At 43.4% G+C, this 25,069-nt stretch carries 23 protein-coding genes and 2 pseudogenes; 16 read left to right on the top strand and 9 right to left on the bottom strand.

Annotated features, from left to right (window positions below):
• Positions 1-164: 164 nt before the first annotated feature.
• A protein-coding gene (locus tag IM676_RS19475) for an IS630 family transposase (RefSeq protein ID WP_200986959.1) occupies positions 165-1,039 on the top strand; the annotation gives its coding sequence in 2 pieces (ribosomal slippage) (positions 165-494 and positions 497-1,039; 873 coding nt in all).
• 94 nt (positions 1,040-1,133) lie between these two features.
• The gene (locus tag IM676_RS19470; protein WP_200987119.1) at positions 1,134-2,462 is read left to right on the top strand and encodes an IS701 family transposase; all 1,329 of its coding nucleotides are present in this window, start codon (positions 1,134-1,136) and stop codon (positions 2,460-2,462) included.
• A 141-nt stretch (positions 2,463-2,603) separates the two neighbouring features.
• On the opposite strand, the pseudogene IM676_RS20290 reads toward IM676_RS19470, so the two are convergent.
• From IM676_RS20290 to IM676_RS19460, 3 genes and pseudogenes are all read right to left on the bottom strand, one after another.
• Positions 2,604-2,702, bottom strand: a pseudogene (locus IM676_RS20290) (WD40 repeat domain-containing protein); the annotation flags it as partial.
• A gap of 165 nt (positions 2,703-2,867) precedes the next feature.
• Positions 2,868-3,653, bottom strand: a pseudogene (locus IM676_RS19465) (protein kinase domain-containing protein); the annotation flags it as partial.
• A 758-nt stretch (positions 3,654-4,411) separates the two neighbouring features.
• A complete protein-coding gene (locus IM676_RS19460) occupies positions 4,412-4,570 on the bottom strand; it encodes a hypothetical protein (RefSeq protein ID WP_200988392.1) in 159 nt (52 codons plus the stop codon).
• 117 nt (positions 4,571-4,687) lie between these two features.
• On the opposite strand from IM676_RS19460, the gene IM676_RS19455 reads away from it, so the two are divergent.
• From IM676_RS19455 to IM676_RS19445, 3 genes are all read left to right on the top strand, one after another.
• Positions 4,688-4,891 (top strand): hypothetical protein, encoded by a 204-nt coding sequence (locus tag IM676_RS19455; RefSeq protein ID WP_200988391.1) that lies wholly within the window; start codon positions 4,688-4,690, stop codon positions 4,889-4,891.
• Positions 4,892-5,257: 366 nt separating this feature from the next.
• A protein-coding gene (locus tag IM676_RS19450) for an IS630 family transposase (RefSeq protein WP_200986959.1) occupies positions 5,258-6,132 on the top strand; the annotation gives its coding sequence in 2 pieces (ribosomal slippage) (positions 5,258-5,587 and positions 5,590-6,132; 873 coding nt in all).
• A gap of 94 nt (positions 6,133-6,226) precedes the next feature.
• The gene (locus tag IM676_RS19445) at positions 6,227-7,555 is read left to right on the top strand and encodes an IS701 family transposase (protein WP_200987119.1); all 1,329 of its coding nucleotides are present in this window, start codon (positions 6,227-6,229) and stop codon (positions 7,553-7,555) included.
• Positions 7,556-7,684: 129 nt separating this feature from the next.
• On the opposite strand, the gene IM676_RS19440 is transcribed toward IM676_RS19445, so the two are convergent.
• The 5 genes from IM676_RS19440 to IM676_RS19420 form a co-directional block, all read right to left on the bottom strand.
• Entirely contained in the window at positions 7,685-9,646 is a 1,962-nt protein-coding gene (locus IM676_RS19440) for a WD40 domain-containing protein (protein ID WP_200988390.1), read from the bottom strand.
• A gap of 66 nt (positions 9,647-9,712) precedes the next feature.
• Positions 9,713-10,054 (bottom strand): type II toxin-antitoxin system PemK/MazF family toxin, encoded by a 342-nt coding sequence (locus IM676_RS19435; protein WP_200988389.1) that lies wholly within the window; start codon positions 10,052-10,054, stop codon positions 9,713-9,715.
• Positions 10,054-10,299: a hypothetical protein gene (locus tag IM676_RS19430; protein WP_200988388.1), complete on the bottom strand. Its 246-nt coding sequence runs from the start codon at positions 10,297-10,299 to the stop codon at positions 10,054-10,056. Before IM676_RS19430 ends, IM676_RS19435 begins: the two co-directional genes overlap by 1 nt.
• Before the next feature lie 299 nt (positions 10,300-10,598).
• Complete coding sequence (locus IM676_RS19425) at positions 10,599-11,441, bottom strand: PP2C family serine/threonine-protein phosphatase (protein WP_200988387.1); 843 nt, start codon at positions 11,439-11,441, stop codon at positions 10,599-10,601.
• 28 nt (positions 11,442-11,469) lie between these two features.
• Entirely contained in the window at positions 11,470-12,123 is a 654-nt protein-coding gene (locus tag IM676_RS19420; RefSeq protein WP_200988386.1) for a vWA domain-containing protein, read from the bottom strand.
• A 387-nt stretch (positions 12,124-12,510) separates the two neighbouring features.
• On the opposite strand from IM676_RS19420, the gene IM676_RS19415 reads away from it, so the two are divergent.
• The 11 genes from IM676_RS19415 to IM676_RS19365 all read left to right on the top strand — a co-directional run bounded on the left by IM676_RS19415 (position 12,511) and on the right by IM676_RS19365 (position 23,297).
• Positions 12,511-13,260: a Uma2 family endonuclease gene (locus tag IM676_RS19415; protein ID WP_200988385.1), complete on the top strand. Its 750-nt coding sequence runs from the start codon at positions 12,511-12,513 to the stop codon at positions 13,258-13,260.
• A gap of 45 nt (positions 13,261-13,305) precedes the next feature.
• Positions 13,306-14,511, top strand: a complete 1,206-nt coding sequence (locus IM676_RS19410; protein ID WP_200988384.1) for a class I SAM-dependent methyltransferase — start codon at positions 13,306-13,308, stop codon at positions 14,509-14,511.
• Positions 14,512-15,016: 505 nt separating this feature from the next.
• Positions 15,017-15,457 carry an ATP synthase subunit I gene (locus tag IM676_RS19405; RefSeq protein WP_225880407.1) on the top strand — a complete coding sequence of 147 codons (441 nt, stop codon included), beginning with the start codon at positions 15,017-15,019 and terminating at the stop codon, positions 15,455-15,457.
• A 102-nt stretch (positions 15,458-15,559) separates the two neighbouring features.
• On the top strand, positions 15,560-16,312 hold the full coding sequence (gene atpB, locus IM676_RS19400) for a F0F1 ATP synthase subunit A (RefSeq protein ID WP_200988382.1): 753 nt from the start codon (positions 15,560-15,562) through the stop codon (positions 16,310-16,312).
• A 100-nt stretch (positions 16,313-16,412) separates the two neighbouring features.
• A complete protein-coding gene (gene atpE / locus IM676_RS19395) occupies positions 16,413-16,658 on the top strand; it encodes an ATP synthase F0 subunit C (protein ID WP_200988381.1) in 246 nt (81 codons plus the stop codon).
• 122 nt (positions 16,659-16,780) lie between these two features.
• Entirely contained in the window at positions 16,781-17,272 is a 492-nt protein-coding gene (locus IM676_RS19390; protein WP_200988380.1) for a F0F1 ATP synthase subunit B', read from the top strand.
• A gap of 137 nt (positions 17,273-17,409) precedes the next feature.
• Positions 17,410-17,967, top strand: coding sequence for a F0F1 ATP synthase subunit B (locus tag IM676_RS19385; RefSeq protein ID WP_200988379.1), 558 nt, complete (start codon positions 17,410-17,412; stop codon positions 17,965-17,967).
• Positions 17,964-18,518, top strand: a complete 555-nt coding sequence (gene atpH, locus IM676_RS19380; RefSeq protein ID WP_200988378.1) for an ATP synthase F1 subunit delta — start codon at positions 17,964-17,966, stop codon at positions 18,516-18,518. The genes IM676_RS19385 and atpH overlap by 4 nt, the downstream gene beginning before the upstream one ends.
• Positions 18,519-18,683: 165 nt before the next feature.
• On the top strand, positions 18,684-20,204 hold the full coding sequence (atpA, locus tag IM676_RS19375) for a F0F1 ATP synthase subunit alpha (protein ID WP_200988377.1): 1,521 nt from the start codon (positions 18,684-18,686) through the stop codon (positions 20,202-20,204).
• 63 nt (positions 20,205-20,267) lie between these two features.
• A complete protein-coding gene (locus tag IM676_RS19370; protein WP_200988376.1) occupies positions 20,268-21,215 on the top strand; it encodes a F0F1 ATP synthase subunit gamma in 948 nt (315 codons plus the stop codon).
• A gap of 171 nt (positions 21,216-21,386) precedes the next feature.
• A complete protein-coding gene (locus tag IM676_RS19365; protein WP_200988375.1) occupies positions 21,387-23,297 on the top strand; it encodes a PP2C family protein-serine/threonine phosphatase in 1,911 nt (636 codons plus the stop codon).
• Positions 23,298-23,507: 210 nt separating this feature from the next.
• Here the strand turns inward: IM676_RS19365 and IM676_RS19360 are convergent, their stop codons facing one another.
• Entirely contained in the window at positions 23,508-24,887 is a 1,380-nt protein-coding gene (locus tag IM676_RS19360; RefSeq protein ID WP_200988374.1) for a PrsW family glutamic-type intramembrane protease, read from the bottom strand.
• Positions 24,888-25,069: the final 182 nt, after the last annotated feature.

Here is a 25,069-nt window from a genome sequence, read left to right as displayed (position 1 = left end):
ATCTCCACAATAGCGATCGCCCTCTATAATCTCCACAATAGCGATCGCCCGATTATTTGCAGGTTGAGGTTATACATCCCCGACTTATAGCAACCGCCAAGGTAATTTAAGCATAAACTATAAGTAGTCCCTTTTCATGTGAAGCGATCGCTTGCTACAGGTATATGCCCAAGCCGTACAGTTACGACCTTCGTCAAAAAGTAATCCAAGCGATTGAACTCGATGGCTTGAAGAAAACTCAAGCCAGTCAAATGTTTAATATTAGTCGCAACACCATCACCCTATGGTTGAAGCGAAAAACCGAAACGGGGGACTTCCAAGCCTTGCCTAATCAGCGTCCTGGGAATGGTCACAAAATTACCGATTGGGAAAAATTTCGTGAGTTTGCTTCCGTACATGGCGATAAAACCCAAGTAGAGATGGCCTCACTTTGGCCTGAAGAAATTAGCGATCGCACAATCTCAAGAGCTTTGAAAAAAATTGGTTTTACGCGAAAAAAAAGACTTATGGCTACCGTGAGCGCGATGAGGTCAAACGACAGGCTTTCGTAACGCAGTTGTCTGAGTTACCTGTGGAGAAGATTGTATACCTCGATGAGTCAGGAATGGACAACCGAGACCAGTATGATTACGGTTGGAACTCAAAAGGACAGCGCTTCCATGCACTTAAATCAGGTCGTCGTGAAGGTCGGGTGAACATAATTGCCGCGCTGTGTAACCATAAGCTGATAGCTCCTTTCACTGTTGAGGGTGCGTGTAATCGAATAGTATTTGAGACTTGGCTTGAAGCTTGTTTGCTTCCCACACTCAAACCAGGACAGGTTGTGGTGATGGATAATGCCACATTTCATAAAGGTGGGCGCATTCAACAACTGATTCAGTACGCAGGGTGTGAAGTGCTGTACCTACCACCTTATTCTCCAGACCTGAATCAGATTGAAAAATGTTGGTCTTGGTTAAAAAGTCGAATCCGCAAAAAACTTGAGCGGTTTGATTCTTTACGAGATGCCATTGAGGATGTCTTGCTTTTTGCGTCCTAACCTCCTTGGCGGTTGCTATATCCCTCTTCTGTCACTTTCCGAGAATAAAGAATATAATAGTTAAAAGAAAAAACTCTACAAGGTAGGTAGAGCAATGGATGTAGAATTACAAATACTCAAACATTTACGTCGAGAGGCCCACCCAACAGTGGGAGTCATAGATGAATATTGTGAAGAGTACAGAGACATATTTAAAGAAGTAAGAAATTATGAGTGCTTCAAATATTTACATTTGGGAATCATCTCAACGCTCAAAAGGAAATCCTTACCAGAGATAGCGAAAGTAGTAAGCATAAACTCAGCCCAATCATTACATCATTTTATTGCTAATTCAGACTGGTCAGTAGAGAAAGTAAGAAACAAAAGATTAGATAAAATAAAGAGAGCATTAAATGGAAAAGCAATTACCGTAGTCATTGATGAAACAGGAGACAGGAAAAAAGGTAACAAGACTGATTACGTAGCCAGACAATATTTAGGAAGTGTGGGGAAAATAGATAGAGGGATAGTTTCAGTCAATGCCTATGGAGTGTACGATAACATAACATTTCCGCTACTGTTCAAAGTATTCAAACCGCAAAAGACACTAAGAGCAGAAGATACATATAAGACCAAGATAGAATTAGCGACAGAAATAATTACAGAATTAATTGAGTTCGGCTTTACTATTGAATTAGTATTGGCAGACAGTTTATATGGTGAGAGTAGTCAATTTATAAGAAAATTAGCAGCATATAACTTAGCTTATGTCGTAGCAATTAGAAGTAATCATGCAGTATGGTTGCCTGGCAATCAGAAGGTTAGGGCGAATAAGTGGTGTAAATTTACCAGAACATTTAGTAACCAAAAATCAGAGAATAGATATATCCGCGAAATAATTTATGGTAAGAGAAAGGAGATAACTTACTGGGAATTAACCACAGATCCAGAAACAATGCCAGAGAATTCTACTTCTTTTGTCATGACCAATCTTCAAGGAAATCTCAAGAAAATTTTAGGCGACTTTTATGGATTAAGAACATGGGTAGAATATGCCTTTCGTCAGTGTAAACAGGAATTAGGTTGGACAGATTATCGGTTTACTGATTTTCAGCATATTGAGAAATGGTGGGAAATTATTTTGTGTGTTTACACAATGATTAGTTTAAACTCTCCAGCGTTTTTATCCCTAAATCAATCTCATCAGCTTGCACCTAACATACTAGAAATCAGTGCAGTTGATTTCTCTGTGCATCAGCAATGGAATCATCAAACCGGATGGAAGAATACTCTCAATAATCTGCGATTAATTGTCCAACCATTTTTACTTTTTTGGTTGATTTATCCCTGGCTTGATGTTTTTCCCAATTCCAATTTGCTGCTTGGGTTTAACCAACTCATTAGTGTTATGAATGGATTAAAACCCTTTTATTCTTCTGCATAATTTATTGTATTTACTGCTTGTTTATTTCGGAAAGTGACAGAAGAGGGATATGTCCAAAATATTCTCAGGTGGTCACAGAGTATCATAGAAGTCGGGGATGTGAAGTTCTGGGTAAACTTTGATTCACTGCTACCTTAACCGCCACAGTTTGATAGTCTTGTCCCGACTCCCACTAGCTAGGGTTTGACCATCCGGACTGAATCCTACAGACGTAACCCAGTCAGAATGACCGGTGAGGGTGTGGCGGAGTTTAGAGGTATCAATTGCAGGGGAAACTTCTGTGGATGAGGTTGTAATTACTGGACTAACCGGACTCAAAGCCTGAATCACTTCACTCACAGACTGGTAACGGCGCTTAGGGATAGGATGGGCTAACTTTTCGAGCATTTCTCCCAACTCATCACTTACCACATTCCCATTTAGGTAATCTCGCCATACCCATTCTCCTTCTAGGGGACTATATAAATCAAAGGGACTCACTCCTGTTAATAAATGCAGACAAGTTACCCCTAAACTATATAAATCACTACTAAATAATGGTTTCCCCATGGACTGCTCAGGAGCGCAGTACTCTGCGGAGCCGATAATTGTTCCTGTTGCTGTGCGCTGTTGTGGTTTGACTACTTTAGCTGCGCCAAAGTCTACTAAAAATAACTTGTTGTCACTGCTGCGGCGAATAATATTCTCTGGTTTAATATCTCGATGTATTACCTGTTTGCTGTGGACGTATTCTAATATCTGTAACAGTTCTGGTAATAGTTCGCGTATTTGCTGTTCTGAAAACACACCCTTTTGATCTAATTCATTTTGTAGGGTGTTTCCTGCTACAAATTCTTGTACTAAATATTGGCGACCATTGACGATAAAATAAGCCATCAACTCAGGAATTTGGGTATGTTTACCCAACTCCTCTAATCTTTGTGCTTCCTGTGCAAATAACTGGGATGCTTTTTCAATGGTATCAGTTCCCTGGGCTTGGGGTAAAAACTGCTTAATTACACAGTAGGGCTGGGATGGTTTATATTGATCTGTAGCTAAAAATGTGCGCCCAAAACCACCCTGACCTAAGATTGAGCGGGGTATGTATCTTTCTGTCAGCACTAACTTACTACCGCATTGCTGACAGTATTGAAAATTATCCGGGTTGGGGTGCAGACAGTCTGGGTTGAGACAGTAGATTTGATTGCTCATGTCTGGGGCGGTTTGTCTGGTGGCGATTACCAAGAGTTATTATACACTTAAGTATGGGTTAAAGTGCCTGCACAAAAAAGTTTTAGGGAACACCGAACAAGGGATAAATTCCTGTGTACTTTAGAGGATGTTTGATAAGTCATGATTAGTGTATCAACTATTGTTTCACCCCACCCTAACCCTCCCCTTGTAAGGCTATTCATTACTCACATCTTTCTTAACAATCTTGAAACATTTATGTGGCAACGGTTTCAACGCTTGAAAATTTCCGTACTCTTGACAAAATGTACCTTATTATTCTTGATAAAACCCTTATTTTATTGAGAATCATCAACGGAGGATTAAGGTTTGGGGGTTTGCGAGCGATCGCTCTCACGAATGTTAAGAAAGATCCGGGTAATGGATAGCCTTGTAAGGGGAGGGGACTGGATTTTATTGTTTTTTGTGCGGTCGGTGAGCGAAGTCGAACCGTGTTCCCCAATCCTTCCCTATTCCTGCTCCCTGCTCCCTGCTCCCTGTTCCCTAATATAAAAATTACCTGTTTAATACTTTCCAAACATCCTCTTAGACTGGGAAAAACTTTATGCTCTTATTGTGTAATTTACTCACATTCCACAGTTTGATAGTGGTGTCATGACTCCCACTAGGGAGGGTTTGACCATTCTGGCTCAATCCTACAGACAAAAATAAAGGTGATGTGATTTCCTGGATGTGGTTACAGGTTTTCCCTAGGTTTGTTAAGATTTGTTAAGTAATTGTCAAAAAGACTGCGATCGCTGTAAATCGCTGTAAGATAAAAAATAATTAGGATTAATGGCAATAGCTTGGGTGTAATCACTCACTGCTAAAGCCCATTTTTTTTGGGTAGAGATGACCCCGATTGGTGAACTTTGATTCACTGCTACTTTAATCGCCACAGTTTGATAGTCTTGTCATCACTCCCACTAGGGAAGTTTTTATACACAACTCATTAAAAAAGCCGATGCACGCTACAAAGACCATCTATTGAAATTACAAGAGGAAGGTTGCACATAATGGCTAAAAACCTGAGAGCAAAAATCAAAGAAATGTCAATAGAGAGCCAAATAAAAATTGAAGAGCGCGCTCAAGAATTAATTGCTCTAGAATTAACTAGACAAAAACTTAGAAAAGAGAAACTTAAAATTAGAAAAGCGATACAATTAAAACAAGGAAAGGTAATTATCTTGAAAAAGATTAGTAACAATGTGTCGATTTAGACTACAATAAGCATTTATGATTTACGGATAAGTCTATTGAGTTGTATTAATGGTCTATTGAAAGGATAAAAGAAGCGATCGACCTCCATCATCTCCACAATAGCGATCGCCCTCTATAATCTCCACAATAGCGATCGCCCTCCATCATCTCCACAATAGCGATCGCCCTCCATCATCTCCACAATAGCGATCGCCCTCTATAATCTCCACAATAGCGATCGCCCTCTATAATCTCCACAATAGCGATCGCCCGATTATTTGCAGGTTGAGGTTATACATCCCCGACTTATAGCAACCGCCAAGGTAATTTAAGCATAAACTATAAGTAGTCCCTTTTCATGTGAAGCGATCGCTTGCTACAGGTATATGCCCAAGCCGTACAGTTACGACCTTCGTCAAAAAGTAATCCAAGCGATTGAACTCGATGGCTTGAAGAAAACTCAAGCCAGTCAAATGTTTAATATTAGTCGCAACACCATCACCCTATGGTTGAAGCGAAAAACCGAAACGGGGGACTTCCAAGCCTTGCCTAATCAGCGTCCTGGGAATGGTCACAAAATTACCGATTGGGAAAAATTTCGTGAGTTTGCTTCCGTACATGGCGATAAAACCCAAGTAGAGATGGCCTCACTTTGGCCTGAAGAAATTAGCGATCGCACAATCTCAAGAGCTTTGAAAAAAATTGGTTTTACGCGAAAAAAAAGACTTATGGCTACCGTGAGCGCGATGAGGTCAAACGACAGGCTTTCGTAACGCAGTTGTCTGAGTTACCTGTGGAGAAGATTGTATACCTCGATGAGTCAGGAATGGACAACCGAGACCAGTATGATTACGGTTGGAACTCAAAAGGACAGCGCTTCCATGCACTTAAATCAGGTCGTCGTGAAGGTCGGGTGAACATAATTGCCGCGCTGTGTAACCATAAGCTGATAGCTCCTTTCACTGTTGAGGGTGCGTGTAATCGAATAGTATTTGAGACTTGGCTTGAAGCTTGTTTGCTTCCCACACTCAAACCAGGACAGGTTGTGGTGATGGATAATGCCACATTTCATAAAGGTGGGCGCATTCAACAACTGATTCAGTACGCAGGGTGTGAAGTGCTGTACCTACCACCTTATTCTCCAGACCTGAATCAGATTGAAAAATGTTGGTCTTGGTTAAAAAGTCGAATCCGCAAAAAACTTGAGCGGTTTGATTCTTTACGAGATGCCATTGAGGATGTCTTGCTTTTTGCGTCCTAACCTCCTTGGCGGTTGCTATATCCCTCTTCTGTCACTTTCCGAGAATAAAGAATATAATAGTTAAAAGAAAAAACTCTACAAGGTAGGTAGAGCAATGGATGTAGAATTACAAATACTCAAACATTTACGTCGAGAGGCCCACCCAACAGTGGGAGTCATAGATGAATATTGTGAAGAGTACAGAGACATATTTAAAGAAGTAAGAAATTATGAGTGCTTCAAATATTTACATTTGGGAATCATCTCAACGCTCAAAAGGAAATCCTTACCAGAGATAGCGAAAGTAGTAAGCATAAACTCAGCCCAATCATTACATCATTTTATTGCTAATTCAGACTGGTCAGTAGAGAAAGTAAGAAACAAAAGATTAGATAAAATAAAGAGAGCATTAAATGGAAAAGCAATTACCGTAGTCATTGATGAAACAGGAGACAGGAAAAAAGGTAACAAGACTGATTACGTAGCCAGACAATATTTAGGAAGTGTGGGGAAAATAGATAGAGGGATAGTTTCAGTCAATGCCTATGGAGTGTACGATAACATAACATTTCCGCTACTGTTCAAAGTATTCAAACCGCAAAAGACACTAAGAGCAGAAGATACATATAAGACCAAGATAGAATTAGCGACAGAAATAATTACAGAATTAATTGAGTTCGGCTTTACTATTGAATTAGTATTGGCAGACAGTTTATATGGTGAGAGTAGTCAATTTATAAGAAAATTAGCAGCATATAACTTAGCTTATGTCGTAGCAATTAGAAGTAATCATGCAGTATGGTTGCCTGGCAATCAGAAGGTTAGGGCGAATAAGTGGTGTAAATTTACCAGAACATTTAGTAACCAAAAATCAGAGAATAGATATATCCGCGAAATAATTTATGGTAAGAGAAAGGAGATAACTTACTGGGAATTAACCACAGATCCAGAAACAATGCCAGAGAATTCTACTTCTTTTGTCATGACCAATCTTCAAGGAAATCTCAAGAAAATTTTAGGCGACTTTTATGGATTAAGAACATGGGTAGAATATGCCTTTCGTCAGTGTAAACAGGAATTAGGTTGGACAGATTATCGGTTTACTGATTTTCAGCATATTGAGAAATGGTGGGAAATTATTTTGTGTGTTTACACAATGATTAGTTTAAACTCTCCAGCGTTTTTATCCCTAAATCAATCTCATCAGCTTGCACCTAACATACTAGAAATCAGTGCAGTTGATTTCTCTGTGCATCAGCAATGGAATCATCAAACCGGATGGAAGAATACTCTCAATAATCTGCGATTAATTGTCCAACCATTTTTACTTTTTTGGTTGATTTATCCCTGGCTTGATGTTTTTCCCAATTCCAATTTGCTGCTTGGGTTTAACCAACTCATTAGTGTTATGAATGGATTAAAACCCTTTTATTCTTCTGCATAATTTATTGTATTTACTGCTTGTTTATTTCGGAAAGTGACAGAAGAGGGATATGTCCAAAATATTCTCAGGTGGTCACAGAGTATCATAGAAGTCGGGGATGTGAAGTTCTGGGTAAACTTTGATTCACTGCTACCTTAACCGCCACAGTTTGATAGTCTTGTCCCGACTCCCACTAGCTAGGGTTTGACCATCCGGGCTGAATCCTACAGAATTAACGTACTCAGAATGACCGGTGAGGGTGTGGCGAACCTTACCTGTCCTCACATCCCACAGTTTGATAGTCTTGTCATCACTCCCACTAACCAGGGTTTGACCATCCGGGCTGAATCCTACAGACTTAACGTACTCAGAATGACCGGTGAGGGTGTGACGAACCTTACCTGTCTGCACATCCCACAGTTTGATAGTATTGTCATCACTCCCACTAGCCAGGGTTTGACCATCCGGGCTGAATCCTACAGACCTAACACCAGAAAACAAGCCAGAATGACCGGTGAGGGTGTGACGAACCTTACCTGTCTGCACATCCCACAGTTTGATAGTCTTGTCATGACTCCCACTAGCCAGGGTTTGACCATCCGGGCTGAATCCTACAGAATTAACCGACTTAGAATGACCGGTAAGAGTGTGACGAACCTTACCTGTATGCACGTCCCACAGTTTGATAGTCTTGTCCACACTCCCACTAGCCAGAGTTTGACCATCGGGGCTGAATCCTACAGACGTAACCGAGCGAGAATGACCGGTGAGGGTGTGGCGAAGGTTACCTGTCTGCACATCCCACAGTTTGATAGTCTTGTCCCCACTCCCACTAACCAGGGTTTGACCATCCGGGCTGAATCCTACAGACACAACCGAGCTAGAATGACCGGTGAGGGTGTGGCGAACCTTACCTGTCTGCACATCCCACAGTTTGATAGTGTTGTCCCGACTCCCACTAGCTATGGTTTGACCATAGGGGCTGAATCCTACAGAATAAACATAGTCAGAATGACCGGTGAGAGTGTAGCCTAATTCTAATTGATCAACATTAGTACGGGGAACGGGAAGAGGGGGCGGGACTCTCACACCCCCTGGAAAAATCTCAACGCCAATTTTACTAACGCGATCGCACCAATAGCAGCTACCATAACTTTGGCTATAGTAGTGACTCTCAACCTGCTTACAGAGTATTAAACTTTCACTAGCAACTTTTAACGCCCGGAACCATTCCTCGGCACTGGGGCGTAAATTAGGATTTTTATACCCATCATTAAAGCATCTCAGAAAACAACTTTTTACCTGTGGATGGAGAATTTCTAGGGGTATGGTTCTAGCTACGGGTTCTAGTAACTGATGGTGAGAATATAGCCATATACCCTGACGGATATAATCACCAGGTTCTGGCGGTTCCCCAGCACCTTTCCACATCCCTGCATACAGATTTTGACCACTGAATAATAATTGATATATAATCACCCCCAAGCGAAATCGGTCATGGATTTCCGTTTGCTCAATGGTTGCAAAGTCCTGACCAATTAACTCCGGTGGTGTGTACTCAGGGGTTCCCACTAAACAATGGTGAACTTTACCCGTTTGAGGATGACGCACCTGAAAAGAATCTGTATCAATAATTGAAGGTAAAGCCTGATCATTGACTAAAATATTTTGCGGCTTAATATCACCTAATACATACCCTTGATGGTGTAAAACCTTGATAATTGAGGCAATATTCCGAGCTGTGTAGTGGAGAAACCGCCAATCAGCCGGTAGTTTACATATTTTGTTGCGCCGTGTGGGGTTGTACACATCATAAATTTCTTTTCCCCCCCGAATTTCCCCCATTAAGAAGCCCACCAAATCACCCTGAGCATTTTTGAGGACTGACCGAGGCCAAGCAAAAGAAATATGATTGATTTGGTGATTTGGATCAGGGGGTGGATAGTCGAGCATCACCGCTAACTTTTGCATTCGTTCCGGTGTGGACTGGTGATAAATTTTAGCTAAATACCCACTGTGATCAGTCCGCCAAACTTTAGCTTCACCACTATTAGCCAGTTCACTCAGGAGATTAATTGATTTACCGGTACTAGCACAAGTCAAGCGGGTCATAAATGGTAATTTACTGTTGTTTAAATGCAAGGTAGATAAAAGTCTCAGAAACGCCCCTATTTTCTACTACAATCCCATTAGGATTCTCAGCCTATCTTCAACCAATGTCAGTATTTCCGGCGATACAGTTCCCCATCGCTTTTCTAGGCGTTCTACTGAGATTGATCTTACGTCCTCGCACTTGATAAAACTTTCTATTTTCACTCCTCCCTCTGGAGGTTTAACTGTGACGTGAAAAGGGATTCCCTTGTCTTTAGAAGTTACTGGCAAAACAACAACTAAGCCAGAGGCACCCTGATTAAACAGGTCTACTGAAATAACTAAACATGGACGCTTACCAGCTTGTTCATGCCCTCTTACTGGGTTAAGATCCACTGTCCATATTTCTCCTCTGGTAATTTCCGCCACTACCTTTCTACTCCATCAGCGAGAGTTTGTTCCCATGTTTGCCTTTCAGAAATTTCCTCTTGCCATAAATCCTCATTCTTCCTCAAGGCGGCGAAGGCTTCATTTGCCTGAACTAGGAAAACATATCTGCGATAATTTTCAATGGCTTTGTCTAATACTGTTTGAAGCGTCTCTCCAGAGGAGTCAACCAGTGCCAAGAGACTTTTGTGAGCAGCGTCACTAATGCTAACTTTTAATTCAGGCATACTTTTCTGTACTAGGTTGTGTTAAAGCTATTATAACTATCAAATGACAAGTATCTATTATAAAAATCCGGTTTGGTTTCTGAATTGATTTGTCTAGGTAGGGAATAGGGAACAGGGAACAGGTGAGAAGAATTGCCGTGTGTACTGAGTCTTATTCAAAAAATCAAATAGGAGTCCTATAGAGGTTGTTTGATAACTTTTCAGCCATAATTTTCATCACATCTTTACCCCATTTATAACCCCATTTAATTCATTAAATCCAGTCCCCTCCCCTTGCTTGCAAGGGGACTAAGGGGGGATTAAGGGGGGTAAACCACCTCCGATGATTGCCAAATAGACAACAGCACAGTTTTATCATCACTAGTGCGTTTATTTAGGGCTTCCGATTGGAGAAAGTTAACTAAATACTCAGCTTCCTGATTTGGGTCTGTGGTGCTTTGTAAGTATGTTTCCAATGGTTGAAAAAATCGTGGAAAAGGTTGGCAATTTTTCAAGGTAATTGCCACATTTTCCAGTCCATCTGTAGCAGCTGCAATAAACTCTGGGGATGGTATTACCTTGACTTGCATTTCCTCTAGTGCATGACTACAGGTGACAAAAGTAGTTTCATTGACAAATTCACCTTTATGGGGCTTAAACAACAGTTGATAATCTGGGGAATTTTGAGGACGTACCACCATTAACCCATCCCCAATTTGCATAGCTACCAACCATTCAGGAGTAGCGATAAAAATCAAAAGTGTACAAGCTAAATCTTTGATATCACAGTTATTTTGCTTTGCTTTTTTCCCTAATTGTGCAATTACTTCCTGCACAATTTTGGTAAACATTTGTTTGCTTTCTTCTTCCCGCAATGGGGGGGATAATTTTTCCTGCTCAGACTTGTGAAAATTTCTCGCAAACTCAATTGGCGATAATTTTTTCTGCTCAGACGTGTAAAAATTTCTCGCAATCAAATCAATGACGGTATTTACCGCTAGTTCAGAACCCACATGAGAATATTTAGCACTCCCCGCCCCATCAGCTACCACACCTACAATGACATCTCCAAAGAGGCGATAATCCCCATAATCTTGACAAGGTATGTTTTCTTGTCTGTGACTAGTTCCCACCTCTGACCGAGAAATTGCTTTCCAACCCACAATTAACCCTCAAATATTTAACTGTTATTTAACTTTGAATTTGACCCCATCCCACAGCAGGTAATGCAACAGTTTCACCCACTTTGCTCTGAGAAATTCGTTTCATAGAGGCGGAAAGCCAGATAAATAAGGAACCAAAATCTAAACCATTCAATTTCAACGGGGGACGCTCTGGGGTAATTTGTTTCAAGGTCTCAAAATCAGCACCTTCTACACCAACGGCAAAAAAGGATAATTTACGATTAACTTCAGCGTCTTTTAACCTGTGTGCTGCATAGGTCCAATCATCTGTGGGCGATCCGTCTGTAATTAAAAATACCCAAGGGCGATAGTAGGAAACACCATGGCCTTTATATGTTTGCTTGCGTTGTTCCAACAAATCCAAAGCATATTCAATGGCCTCACCCATGGGGGTTAAACCCTCTGCTCTTAACTGCGGGGGTGTAAAATCGGTGATACTCACAAAGTCCTGTGTCAGCCGCACGGGTCCAAAGGTGACAATAGCCACATCTACACTCATTGATGCTTGTCCATCTTTAAGCACATCGGCTTGAAAGGTAGCAAGACCTCTATTTAACTCTTCAATGGGTCTGCCTGACATGGAGCCAGATACATCAAGCAATAGTACCACTGGACAGCGATTTTCTGGATTATCAGCAAATTCAGGCATTCCTAAAGGCATTGAGATGCTCCTAGTGTAGTGTCTTCCAATACTTAATACTTAATTAAGATTGTATGACAATTTTGGCTTTTAGTGTAGTAATTAACTTAAATTTTTTTACCAGAACCTTGTAAAGTCTGTAAGAGGATTTTTTATAAGTTTTTCATAGGGAACAGGGAACACACAAAAAACAATAAAATCCAGTCCCCTCCCCTTACAAGGGGAGGGTTAGGGTGGGGTCAATATTTGATACACTCACCATAATAGTGATAAGTTTTAAAACATCCTGTAAATATTCTCCCAATAGATTATTTACACTTCCATCGGTCAGGCGATCGCCTAGCCATGATTTAACCCTGATAATTTAAGTTCAGTAATTCCCCCAGGAGCATAGGAGAGTAAATGAAGATGCATCAAACGGACCCGCCCTTACCTCCGCAAGAAATACTACCAACTATGTATGATTTACCAAGCGAAAATCAGGAGGAGCCGGGTTTGCCAGACGAGTTTCACCTTTTACAATCTGAATTACTACGTATTACCTTTCGCCCCCCTAGTTATCCAGAAGATAGTATTTTTACAGCCAGCGATTTAAACTTATACTACCACCCCCTACATACCCAATGGTATAAACGCCCAGACTGGTTTGCAGTTTTGGGGGTATCGCGGTTTTATCACCAAACAGACCTACGGTTAAGTTATGTGACTTGGCAGGAGGGAACTAATCCTTTTGTGGTAGTTGAACTCATATCACCAGGTACAGAAGCAGAAGATTTAGGGCGCAGTTTACAACTGGTCAACCAAGCACCTAATAAATGGTCAGTGTATGAGCAAATTTTGAGAGTCCCCTATTACTTTGTCTTCAACCATTATACTGACGAGTTGCAATGTTTTGGGTTAATGATGAACCGCTATCAACCTCTACCTATGAATGGGGGAGGGATATGGTTAGAAGAACCAAAACTCGGTTTAGGACTGTGGAAAGGGGAATACCAGGGGTTAACCAGATTGTGGTTACGTTGGTATGACGGGGATAATAATTGGATACCTACACCCGCAGAACAGGAGAAACAACGGGCTGATTCCGCTGAGTCACGACTGGCTAGGTTGTTTCACCTGATACAAACCCAAGGAATTGGTTTACCTGATGATGAATAATTCTCCCAATCAGCTACACTCAAAAATGCTGCGTTTTTCCTGATTATGTCCGACTCCCAAACTGTCTCCCAAACTGTCTCCCAAACTGTTAGTACTGCTGTTGCTAAACTCTACGATACTTATCCCTTTCCCCCAGAACCCATATTAGATGAACCACCCCCTGGGTATAATTGGCGCTGGAATTGGTTAGCTGCTTACAATTTCTGCACGGGACGTAAACCAGTAAAGCAAAATATCCGCATTTTAGATGCGGGTTGTGGTTCCGGTGTGGGGACGGAATATTTAGTACACCTCAACCCCCAAGCTCAGGTGGTGGGTATTGATTTAAGTGCTGGTACTTTGGAAGTGGCTAAAAAACGCTGTCAAAGTTCCGGCGCTGACCGGGTGGAGTTTCATCACCTGAGCTTGTATGATGTGGCACAGTTACCCGGTGAGTTTGATTTGATTAACTGTGTGGGGGTTCTACATCATTTACCTGACCCCGTTCGTGGTCTCCAAGCTTTAGCCACAAAACTCGCCCCCGGTGGACTGATGCACATTTTTGTCTATGGGGAGTTGGGACGTTGGGAAATTCAACTGATGCAAAAGGCGATCGCCCTAGTTCAAGGTGACAAAAAAGGCGATTACCGTGATGGGGTACAAGTGGGGCGACAAATATTCGCCGCATTACCAGAAAATAACCGAATTGTCAAGAGGGAAAAACAACTCTGGTCATTAGAAAACCACAAGGATGAATGTTTTGCGGATATGTACCTTCATCCCCAGGAGATTGATTACAACATTGATACACTGTTTGAATTAATTGATGCTTCTGGTTTAGAGTTTATCGGGTTTTCTAATCCGGGATTTTGGCAGTTAGATAGACTCTTAGCCAAAGCCCCAGATATTATCCAACGGGTGGAAAGTTTGAGCGATCGCCAAAAATACCGCCTGATAGAATTACTAGACCCAGAAGTTACCCATTATGAATTTTTCCTCAGTCGTCCCCCCCTAGTCAAATCCGACTGGTCAGAGGATAACTCACTCTTACAAGCCACTCCCGAACTCAACCCTTGTATTGATGGATTCCCAAGTAAATGTATATTTAATTACAATTATCAAGTAATCAACCTGTCAGACTTAGAGTTAGAATTTTTGCAAAAGTGTGATGGTAAGTTAACCCTTGGGGAGATTTTAGCCACGGTAGACCTCACCTTAAAACAAATCAGGACACTCCTGGAACATCAGGTAATTGTATTAACACCAGCCTGATCAAATTACTAATCTCAGAGGTTGTTTGATAACTTTTCAACAGGTAATTTTTATCTTAGGGAACACCGGAACACACCGAACACACCGAACACACCGAACAGGGAATGGGGGACACGGTATGGCTAACGCCACGCTATCGCTATCGACTTCGCTCACCGACCGCACAAAAAACAATAAAATCCAGTCCCCTCCCCCTACAAGGGGAGGGTTAGGGTGCGGTTAAACAATAGTTAATACACTAATCATGACTTGACAAACATCCTCTTAGGGAACAGACCGAACACACCGCAGCAACAAAATCAAGTTCCCTTAAGGTCAACGATAATAGCATAAATGTGAAAAAAAAGCAATAACCATTGATAACACATCAAGGCACTTCTACCCCCAGTGGGATCATGACAAGAAGTTAATTGTTTTTTTCTAAAGTATTGTTACCTGATCATGATATGATTCAGCTGACTGAATGTGCAGTCATTACAAGTTAGCTGTACTGGTTTCGAGTCTCGTGAGCTTGTCTGAAGATTCAATTGACCCAACTGCGACAACACAACAAGATGCAAAATCTGGTTTTGAGGACACAGAACCAGGCAACTCTTCCATGGCAGAGTTTTATCGACTTTATCAGGAACTGTTGCTCATCACACTTGCCTTAACGGGGATAATTTTTGTCTGTGTGTGGATTGGCTATTCTCTTAACATTGCCCTGAATTACCTGTTAGGAGCGTGCGCAGGTGTGCTTTACTTGAAAATGTTGTCCAGAGATGTTGAGCGTTTAGGTCGAGAGAAACAGTCCCTGAGTAAAACCCGTCTAGCATTACTAGTCATCCTAATCTTGCTAGCATCGCGGTTAAACCAACTCCAAATATTACCCATCTTCTTGGGATTTCTCACCTACAAAGCCACACTCATCATCTACGTCATCAAAACGGCTTTTGTCTCCGACTAGCCACAGTCACAAACAACCAACCCGCGTCAGGGACATCCCCACCGCAAAAACAAGCTCCTCCTATCCCAACCAGACAGGAGAAACCATTGATATGCAAAGAAAATGCCCAATTTTCTGAACCCCTACTCCTTCCCCCTCGCGGAACTGGAAGTAGGAAAACATCTATACTGGCAAATAGGCAACCTCAAGCTGCACGGTCAGGTTTTTCTCACCTCATGGTTTGTGATTGGCGTCCTGGTGCTAGCCTCCCTCGCAGCAAGCAGTAACATCAAAAGAATCCCCAGCGGTATCCAAAACCTCATGGAATACGCCCTCGAATTTATTCGAGACCTAGCGAAAAACCAAATAGGTGAAAAAGAATATCGCCCCTGGGTACCCTTTGTTGGCACCTTGTTCTTATTCATCTTCGTGTCAAATTGGTCAGGAGCCTTAGTTCCATTCAAATTGATTCATTTACCAGAAGGTGAACTGACAGCACCCACCAGCGACATAAACACCACCGTGGCCTTAGCACTGCTCACATCCCTAGCATACTTTTATGCAGGATTCAGCAAAAAAGGCTTAGGGTACTTTGGCAACTACGTACAACCAGTATCGTTCATGTTGCCATTCAAAATCATCGAAGACTTCACCAAACCCCTGTCCCTCAGCTTCCGTTTATTCGGGAATATCTTGGCTGATGAACTGGTAGTAGGTGTGTTGGTATTACTAGTACCCCTGTTCGTACCCTTACCAGTCATGGCTTTGGGACTATTCACCAGCGCCATTCAAGCACTGATCTTCGCCACCCTAGCCGCCGCCTACATCGGCGAAGCTATGGAAGACCACCACGGCGAAGAACACGAGGGACATTAAAACCCCTCAAACATCAACCTGTCAGTTCGTTACTCATAACAACTAACAGACGACAATATCTAAGACCCATTCAAACCCATAAACAAAGGAAAAAAACATCATGGATCCATTAGTTTCTGCCGCTTCCGTTTTAGCTGCTGCTCTCGCCGTTGGTTTAGCTGCTATCGGACCTGGTATTGGTCAAGGTAACGCCGCTGGACAAGCCGTAGAAGGTATCGCCCGTCAGCCAGAAGCAGAAGGCAAAATCCGCGGTACACTCCTACTCAGCTTGGCATTCATGGAAGCTCTAACCATCTACGGTCTAGTAGTGGCTCTAGTCCTCTTGTTTGCTAACCCCTTCTCATAATTCAGTACTAAATCTTAAGTACTGAGTACTGAGTACTGAGTCCAAGCCAAGTTAAACACCCTTAACTCACAGCTGAACAACTCAGGACTCAGCACCTAAATATTAGGGAAAAAATAGCAACCATGACACACTGGATCTCATTATTAGCAGTAGAAGAACTGGCCAAAGAAGGGGGACTATTCGACCTAGACGCCACCCTTCCCTTAATGGCAGTTCAATTTCTAGTTCTAGCCCTACTCCTAAACGCAACACTTTACAAGCCCCTGGGTAACGCCATTGATAGCCGGAACGACTACATCCGCAACAATCAACTAGAAGCACAGGAACGCTTATCTAAAACCCAGAAGCTAGCAGAGCAGTATGAACAAGCCCTCGCATCTGCTAGAAGAGAAGCACAGAAAATCATTGCGGATGCTCAAACCGAGGCACAAAAAACTGCAGCCGAGAAAATAGCAGCAGTGCAACGACAAGCCCAACTAGAGAAAGAACAAGCAGCTAGTCAAATTGAGCAACAAAAACAAGCAGCCTTTGCTTCATTAGAACAACAAGTAGACTTCCTCAGCCGCCAAATCCTAGAAAAGCTCCTAGGAGCAGACCTAGTTAGTCGCAGCTAGGGAGAAATCAACTTGTAATAACTTGTAATTATTTTACAGACATCAAACACACCCCCGCCCTTAGAGACCTGGGCAAAGTGTAATTTAGAGATGTCAGTAATCTTAAACCTTGGTAGCGCCATTGTGGATGAAAAATCATGGGGACTTTTTTACTGTTGATGGCGGAGTCCATCGGCACAGAGCTAGCAGAGGCAAGTGAACATAGTGGTTTTAGTCTAAATACTAATATATTTGACACAAACCTAATTAACCTTGCCATTATTATTACAGTGCTGTTAGTTTTCGGACGTAAAGTACTAGGTACAACCCTAAAAAGCCGTCGGGAAAACATCGAAACAGCAATTAAAAATGCCGAGCAACGCGCCTCTCAAGCAGCGCAGCAACTCAAACAAGCCACAGACAACCTCGCAGCAGCACAAGCAGAAGCCCAAAGAATCAAAGAAGCAGCCCAAGCCAGCGCCCAAGCCGCAGCAGATGCTATATTAGCCCAAGCCGCTGTAGATATTGAACGTATGCAAGCAGCAGGGGCGGCTGATTTAAATGCGGACTTGAATAAGGCGATCGCCCAGCTACGCCAAAAGGTAGTGCAACAAGCATTACTAAAAGTAGAGTCACAACTCAAGGGCGGTATAGCTGAAGACACCCAAAAAACCTTGATTGACCGCAGCATTGCCCAACTGGGAGGGGAAGTATGACCAGTAAAATAGCAACAGCCGAGATAGCCAGTCCTTACTCCCAAGCTCTCCTATCCCTCGCCCAATCCAAAAACCTCACAGAAGAAATTGGCGCAGATGCACGCAGTCTGTTAGCTCTACTAGGCGTCAATCAAGACCTCAAGAACTTCATCAGCAACCCCTTCATCAAAAATGAAAACAAACAGGTGCTGATTAAACAAATACTGGGAGAAGGTGCTAACCCCTACCTGCGTAACTTCCTGTTATTACTCGTAGACAAACGGCGCATATCCTTCCTAGAAGCAGTTTTAGAGCAGTACTTGGTGTTATTGCGCCAACTAAATCAAACAGCTTTAGCAGAAGTAACCTCAGCAGTTCCCCTGAGTGAAGCTCAACAACAAGCGGTTGTGGAAAAAGTTCTGGCTATGACTAAAGCTAGCCAAGTCGAACTACAAACCAAAATAGATTCCGACCTGATTGGTGGTGTGATTATCAAAGTCGGTTCCCAAGTAATTGATGCGAGCATCCGCGGTCAGTTGCGCCGTCTTTCCCTACGCTTAACTGGTAATTAGTCACAAGCGTATGGTTAACGCCACGCTATCGCTATCACCGTTGACAGTTCACCGTTAACTGTATGTACGGGAGAACCGGATAAGTTAACAAACAACCGTCACCCGTCAACAGTCAACCAACCACCATATATACTCTTTCAACGACCAAGGAAAATAACACAACTCATGAGTATTTCCATTAGACCTGACGAAATCAGCAGCATTATTCAGCAGCAAATCGAGCAATATGACCAAGAGGTCAAAGTTGCTAATGTGGGTACTGTCCTCCAAGTAGGCGACGGTATCGCCCGCATCTATGGACTAGAAAAAGCCATGGCGGGGGAACTGTTAGAATTTGAAGATGGTACAGTTGGTATCGCCCAAAACTTAGAAGAAGACAACGTGGGCGCTGTGCTTATGGGTCAAGGGCTGAATATTCAAGAAGGAAGCTCTGTCACCGCCACTGGGAGAATTGCTCAAGTCCCCGTCGGTGAAGCTTTAATTGGTAGAGTGGTCAATGCTTTAGGTCTTCCCATAGATGGTAAGGGAGATATTAACACCACCGAAACCCGTTTGATTGAATCCCCAGCACCCGGTATCATCGCCCGTCGCTCTGTACACGAACCTATGCAAACGGGGATTACGGCTATTGACTCCATGATTCCTGTGGGTCGGGGTCAACGGGAGTTAATTATTGGTGACCGTCAAACCGGAAAGACCGCGATCGCCATCGACACCATCATCAACCAAAAATCAGAAGATGTAATTTGTGTCTACGTAGCCATCGGTCAAAAAGCCTCCACCGTCGCTAACGTCGTCCAAACCCTCCAAGAAAAAGGCGCTATGGATTACACCGTAGTCGTCGCCGCCAACGCCAGCGACCCCGCCACCCTCCAATACCTCGCCCCCTACACAGGAGCTACCATAGCTGAGTACTTCATGTACAAAGGTAAAGCTACCTTAGTAGTCTATGATGACCTATCTAAGCAAGCCCAAGCCTATCGCCAAATGTCCCTCCTCCTCCGTCGCCCACCCGGACGGGAAGCATACCCTGGTGATGTATTTTACATCCACTCCCGCCTCCTCGAACGGGCAGCTAAATTAAGTGATGAGTTAGGTAAAGGTAGCATGACCGCCCTACCCATCATCGAAACCCAAGCCGGTGACGTTTCCGCATACATCCCTACCAACGTAATTTCTATCACCGACGGTCAGATATTCCTCTCCTCCGACCTATTCAACGCCGGGATTCGTCCCGCAGTTAACCCGGGGATTTCTGTATCCCGTGTCGGTTCCGCCGCCCAAACCAAAGCCATGAAGAAAGTCGCTGGTAAAGTTAAATTAGAACTAGCCCAGTTTGACGACCTCCAAGCCTTCGCTCAATTTGCTTCCGACCTAGATAAAGCTACCCAAGACCAACTAGCACGGGGTGCAAGGTTGCGGGAGTTACTCAAACAGCCCCAAAATGCTCCCCTCTCAGTCTATGAGCAAGTAGCAATCCTCTATGCTGGTATTAACGGTTATCTAGATGATATCCCCACAGAGAAAGTAACTAGCTTTACCAAGGGACTCAGGGAGTACCTGAAGACAGGTAAACCCGAGTATACCGAAGCAGTCAGCACCAAAAAGGCACTAGGTGATGAGGAAGAAGCCGCCCTCAAAGCCGCCCTACTGGAATACAAGCAGACTTTCTTAGCAACAGCGTAATTAGTCAAATGGGAGAAAGTTTAGCAAGTAGACCTTCTCCCAACCGTCAACCAACTAAATAATATGGCTAATCTCAAAGCAATACGTGATCGCATTCAGTCGGTCAAAAACACCAAAAAAATCACAGAAGCCATGCGACTCGTAGCAGCTGCTAGAGTCCGTCGCGCCCAAGAACAAGTCACCGCCACCCGTCCCTTTGCAGACCGCCTCGCACAAGTCCTCTATGGTTTACAAACCCGCCTCCGGTTTGAAGATGTAGACCTCCCCCTACTCAAAAAACGGGAAGTTAAAACCGTGGGACTGTTAGTAATTGCCGGCGATCGCGGTTTATGTGGTGGTTACAATACTAACATCATCCGCCGGGCAGAAAACCGCGCCAAGGAACTCCAAGCCGAAGGCGTAAATTACAAGTACGTCCTCGTAGGACGCAAAGCGATTCAGTATTTCCAACGCCGGGAACAACCAATTGACGGTACTTACACCGGATTGGAACAAATTCCTACAGCTAAAGAAGCTACAGAAATCGCAGATCAACTACTTTCCTTATTCCTCTCGGAAACCGTTGACCGGATAGAATTAATCTATACCAGATTTGTTTCCCTAGTTAGTTCCCGTCCCGTAGTCCAAACCCTCCTCCCCTTAGACCCCCAAGGTTTAGAAGCAGTCGATGATGAGATTTTCCGTCTCACCACCCGTGGGGGTCAATTTGAAGTCGAACGTCAAAGGGTCACCAGTCAAGTCCGTCCCCTACCCCGGGACATGATTTTTGAACAAGACCCCGTCCAAATCCTCGACTCCCTACTACCCTTATACCTGAGTAATCAGCTACTGCGCGCCTTACAAGAGTCCGCAGCTAGTGAATTAGCAGCCCGGATGACCGCAATGAACAACGCCAGCGACAACGCCGGCGAGTTGATTAAAACCCTTTCCTTGTCCTACAACAAAGCCAGACAAGCCGCCATCACCCAGGAACTCCTAGAGGTTGTCGGTGGTGCGGAAGCCTTAACTTAGTTTCTCACCGGGGAGCAATAAGGCATACTAGTATGCCTTATTGACATTTTGTACCTATAAGTTATGGTTTGGGGAGAATTTACCTGTTGGGTGTGTTCCCTATTTAAAAAACAACCTATAATCCATTACACATAAATTTACTCTCCGTTCCCCCTTCCCTCTTCCAACACTATGGAAAATGACCCAGCAATGCTTTACTGTCCCAATGAAGATTGTTTGGCTGCTAACCCTTTAAATCACAACTTTTGCCATCAATGCTCTACAGCCCTACCTAAACGTTATCTGTGGGTTGTAGGGGATGATTTGAGTATGAAGTTCCCAGGGGAAATATTGGGCGATCGCTATTTAATTATTACTCAATCTGTCGTTTTAGATACTAAGCCGGGTCTACCGCCCCAAATGCCTGAAAGTCTGGCAGACATCAAGGCTTATCTGCGGCTGGTTCCCTATAGTCTCAATATACCACAGATATATGGCATATTGCCCTATGATACCCAGGGGGAGGTTCGGGGGGCGGTGCTTTTAGAACAGCCACCTTTATCTGTGGATGGCTCAGGACTAGAGGTAACTCTGTGTAGTCCACTCACTACTGCTTGGGGTAACGCTACGCCCATGCGTCAACTCAATTGGCTATGGCAAATGGCGCAGTTATGGCAACCTTTGAGGAGGGAGGGGGTGGTTAGTAGTTTAATCAATCCCCAACTGGTGCGCGTCCAGGGGGGAGTACTTCGCCTCTTAGAACTGGTGAGCGATGCCCAACCATCTCCCAATCTACCCCAATTAGGTGAATTTTGCCAACAGTTAATTCCCCAATCTCGACCCCCGGTGACTGGGTTCATTACCGAGGTGGTTAATGGTTTGGTTTCGGGTAAGATTAGTTCACCAGACCACTTAATTGGGATTTTAGACCAGGGTTTGGCCCAGTTGGGTGGCTCACAGTCTGTGAGGGTGAAGGTGGTGACTAAAACCGATACTGGTCCAAGGCGTGCGGGCAATGAGGATGCTTGTTACCCAGTGGGTGGTACGGTGGTCAGTAGTCCGCCGGAGGAGTTACCTGTGGTGATTGTCTGTGATGGCATTGGCGGACACCAGGGCGGGAGTGTGGCTTCTAATTTGGCAGTTGAAACTGTATGTCACGAATTACACCAGACGAATAATTTAACTGGTGATAGTGTGCCCTATAATACTATACCTGAGCAGGTGGTGTGCAATTTGGAGCGGGCGGTGGGGCTGGCCAATAATCAAATTAGCGATCGCAATGACACAGAACATCGCCAAGGGCGTGAACGTATGGGTACGACTTTGGTCATGGCTTTACCTGTGGGGCATCAGATGTATGTTACCCATGTGGGTGATAGTCGTGCTTATTGGATTACTCGCCAAGGTTGTTATCAGGTTACTTTAGATGATGATGTGGCTTCCCGTGAGGTCAGGCTTGGTTATGCTATTTATCGCCAAGCAGTGCAATACCGTGGGGCTGGTTCTTTGGTACAAGCTTTGGGTATGGGTGATAGTAGCTCTTTACATCCTACTTCCCAGAGGTTTATCTTGGATGAAGATGGGATTTTTTTGCTGACTTCGGATGGACTGAGTGATTTTGACCGCATAGAAGACTATTGGCAAACGGAAATTTTACCAGTTCTCACCAGTGAAAGTGATATCGTCTCGGTGGCTGATAGGTTGGTAGAACTTGCTAACACTAAAAATGGACATGATAATGTCACTTTGGCTTTAATACATTATCAAGTGGAATATTCTGATAGTTTGCATAACGTAGCCATACCAGATTTAGGTTTAAAGGATCTGCCATCCTGGGGATATTTCTCTTCTACAGATTCTATGACTTGCACTCAAAGGTTAGATCCCACTTTGTTGGATGCTAAGAATTACCAAAAAACCCAGGTAATACCAAGAACTCGGCGCTGGGGAATTGCTAAATTACCTTTAAGTCTGATTGTTCCTTTGTTACTCCTGATGTTAGCTGGTTCTCTGTTATGGGTCAAAGGGTTAATATCCTCCCCGATAGCGGTTCCCAACCCTACAATGACCGATGAGGCCGCTCCTTCCCCAAATAGGGATTGAAGACCTCCTGACAGGGACGGTATTTAAAATTAAAAATCACATCGATAGACAGGCTTATAGTTAGCCCAGTATACAAACCTTACCAAGCTAAAATATTTGATTATCAAGCCTTTCCCAGGCTAATAAAGTACACACCAATTGATTCGGTGTGTTTCGGTGTTCCCTAAGACCATGGGAAATCCTATATTGTCAGTAACTATAATTAATTGATTATTTGTCTGCCATAAAGCGAGTAGCAAAATTTTGCGATCGCGTTGGTGACAATACCCGGGCTTTCAAAATTGCGGCCATCAAGAAGGCATAGGACAATACCCCCACCACTACTAAAAATAAAGCATTAATTGACCCTGTAGCATTCCACAAGGCATGGAGTGCAGAAGCGCTCAGATAACCAATAGAGAGAATCTGCCAACTCATCCGGGGCTTGAGAACAGCCAACCCAATAAAATATCCCAAGTAGCCACTATAGGCCATGTGTCCAGCTACGGAGCCTAAAATGCGCGGAATTAGTAGTTGAAACCCCGCCAATTGCCCAGCCGCCCCTATGCCTACCTGTTGGGCAATATTTTGAGTGATATCTGGCACATATTGCCCTAGGGTTTCCAACAGGGTAAAACCTACAGCCGAAGCAGTTCCTAGAAGAATACCATCCAAGGGTTCCCAAATACCAATGCGTTCTCGCCAAGGTGAAGGTAGGTTCCGACCCATAAAGTAAGCCACGATTAAGGGTAATACTTTGAGCAGTTCTTCCATCAAACCAGCACCAAAGAACATTCTGATCAGCAATTCTGTAAAGGTGGTTGGTTCTTGAGGGGAGGGTAAGTTACCTGGTAGAATCACCCGAAATATGAAGATAAATAAATCCAATAGGGGACTAACTAAAATCAAGCTTGTACTTAATGCAACCCCCATTAGCACCCACCAAGGTTTCTGTTTACCGCACAGTTGGTAAACAAAATAGTAAGCAGCTGATGCTATGTAAGTTGCCACTATGACCTGATTAACTTGGGGCTGACCCACCGTGGCAAACATCAGCACCACAAATATTACAGTCAGTATTCCCGGTATTAGATAAGCTTTACGAGTTAAATCCTTACCAGTGGAAATAATCGGAAATAGTTGTGTAAAGCTAACCGAATCAGGTGGTTTTAAATAAGTATGGGGGTGGTTTTTTGAAGCCGACGGTAGTGGTTTGACAGGGTTGCTCATCACTGTCGGTTGGGAAATTAAGTCATACTCAAAAATAAATTGCGGCCCGTCAGTACCCAGAGAAATGCGATCGCCCGGATGCAATTCTTGACACTCACATAAGCGTTTTCCATTTAAGAAAGTCCCATTAGCACTATTTAAATCACAAATTACCCAGCTAAATTTGTGTTCTGGAGACGAGGATAGGGGACGAACCACAGCATGACGGCGAGATACCATCCGATACATCATGGCATCCAAGACAACTTGACAGGTAGGGTCCCGTCCAATTACTACCTCTTTACTCGTGAGCAGGGAGTAGCGATATCCTGCTCCAGAAGCTGCTGCATTACCAGACACTAGCCGCAGAAATGCATTATGTCTTGTGTTTTTGCCTGTCATCTAGTTAGATAGAGTCTCTTTCCAAACAAATTCATAACAATCACTATGGCTTGAAAACTTAATTTCAGCCACGCTTACAGCAGCATTGCTAAATACACTATAGCTTTACTTATAGCTAAGAAACTTTAAATTTGCCGATTTAAAATTTAAAATTGCCTAACCTACTAGTATCAAGCATTCTA

The organism is Anabaenopsis elenkinii CCIBt3563 (genome assembly GCF_015245355.1).
In the GTDB taxonomy this organism is placed as follows: Bacteria; Cyanobacteriota; Cyanobacteriia; order Cyanobacteriales; family Nostocaceae; genus Anabaenopsis; species Anabaenopsis elenkinii.
This window is presented reverse-complemented; position numbering and strand designations above follow the sequence as displayed.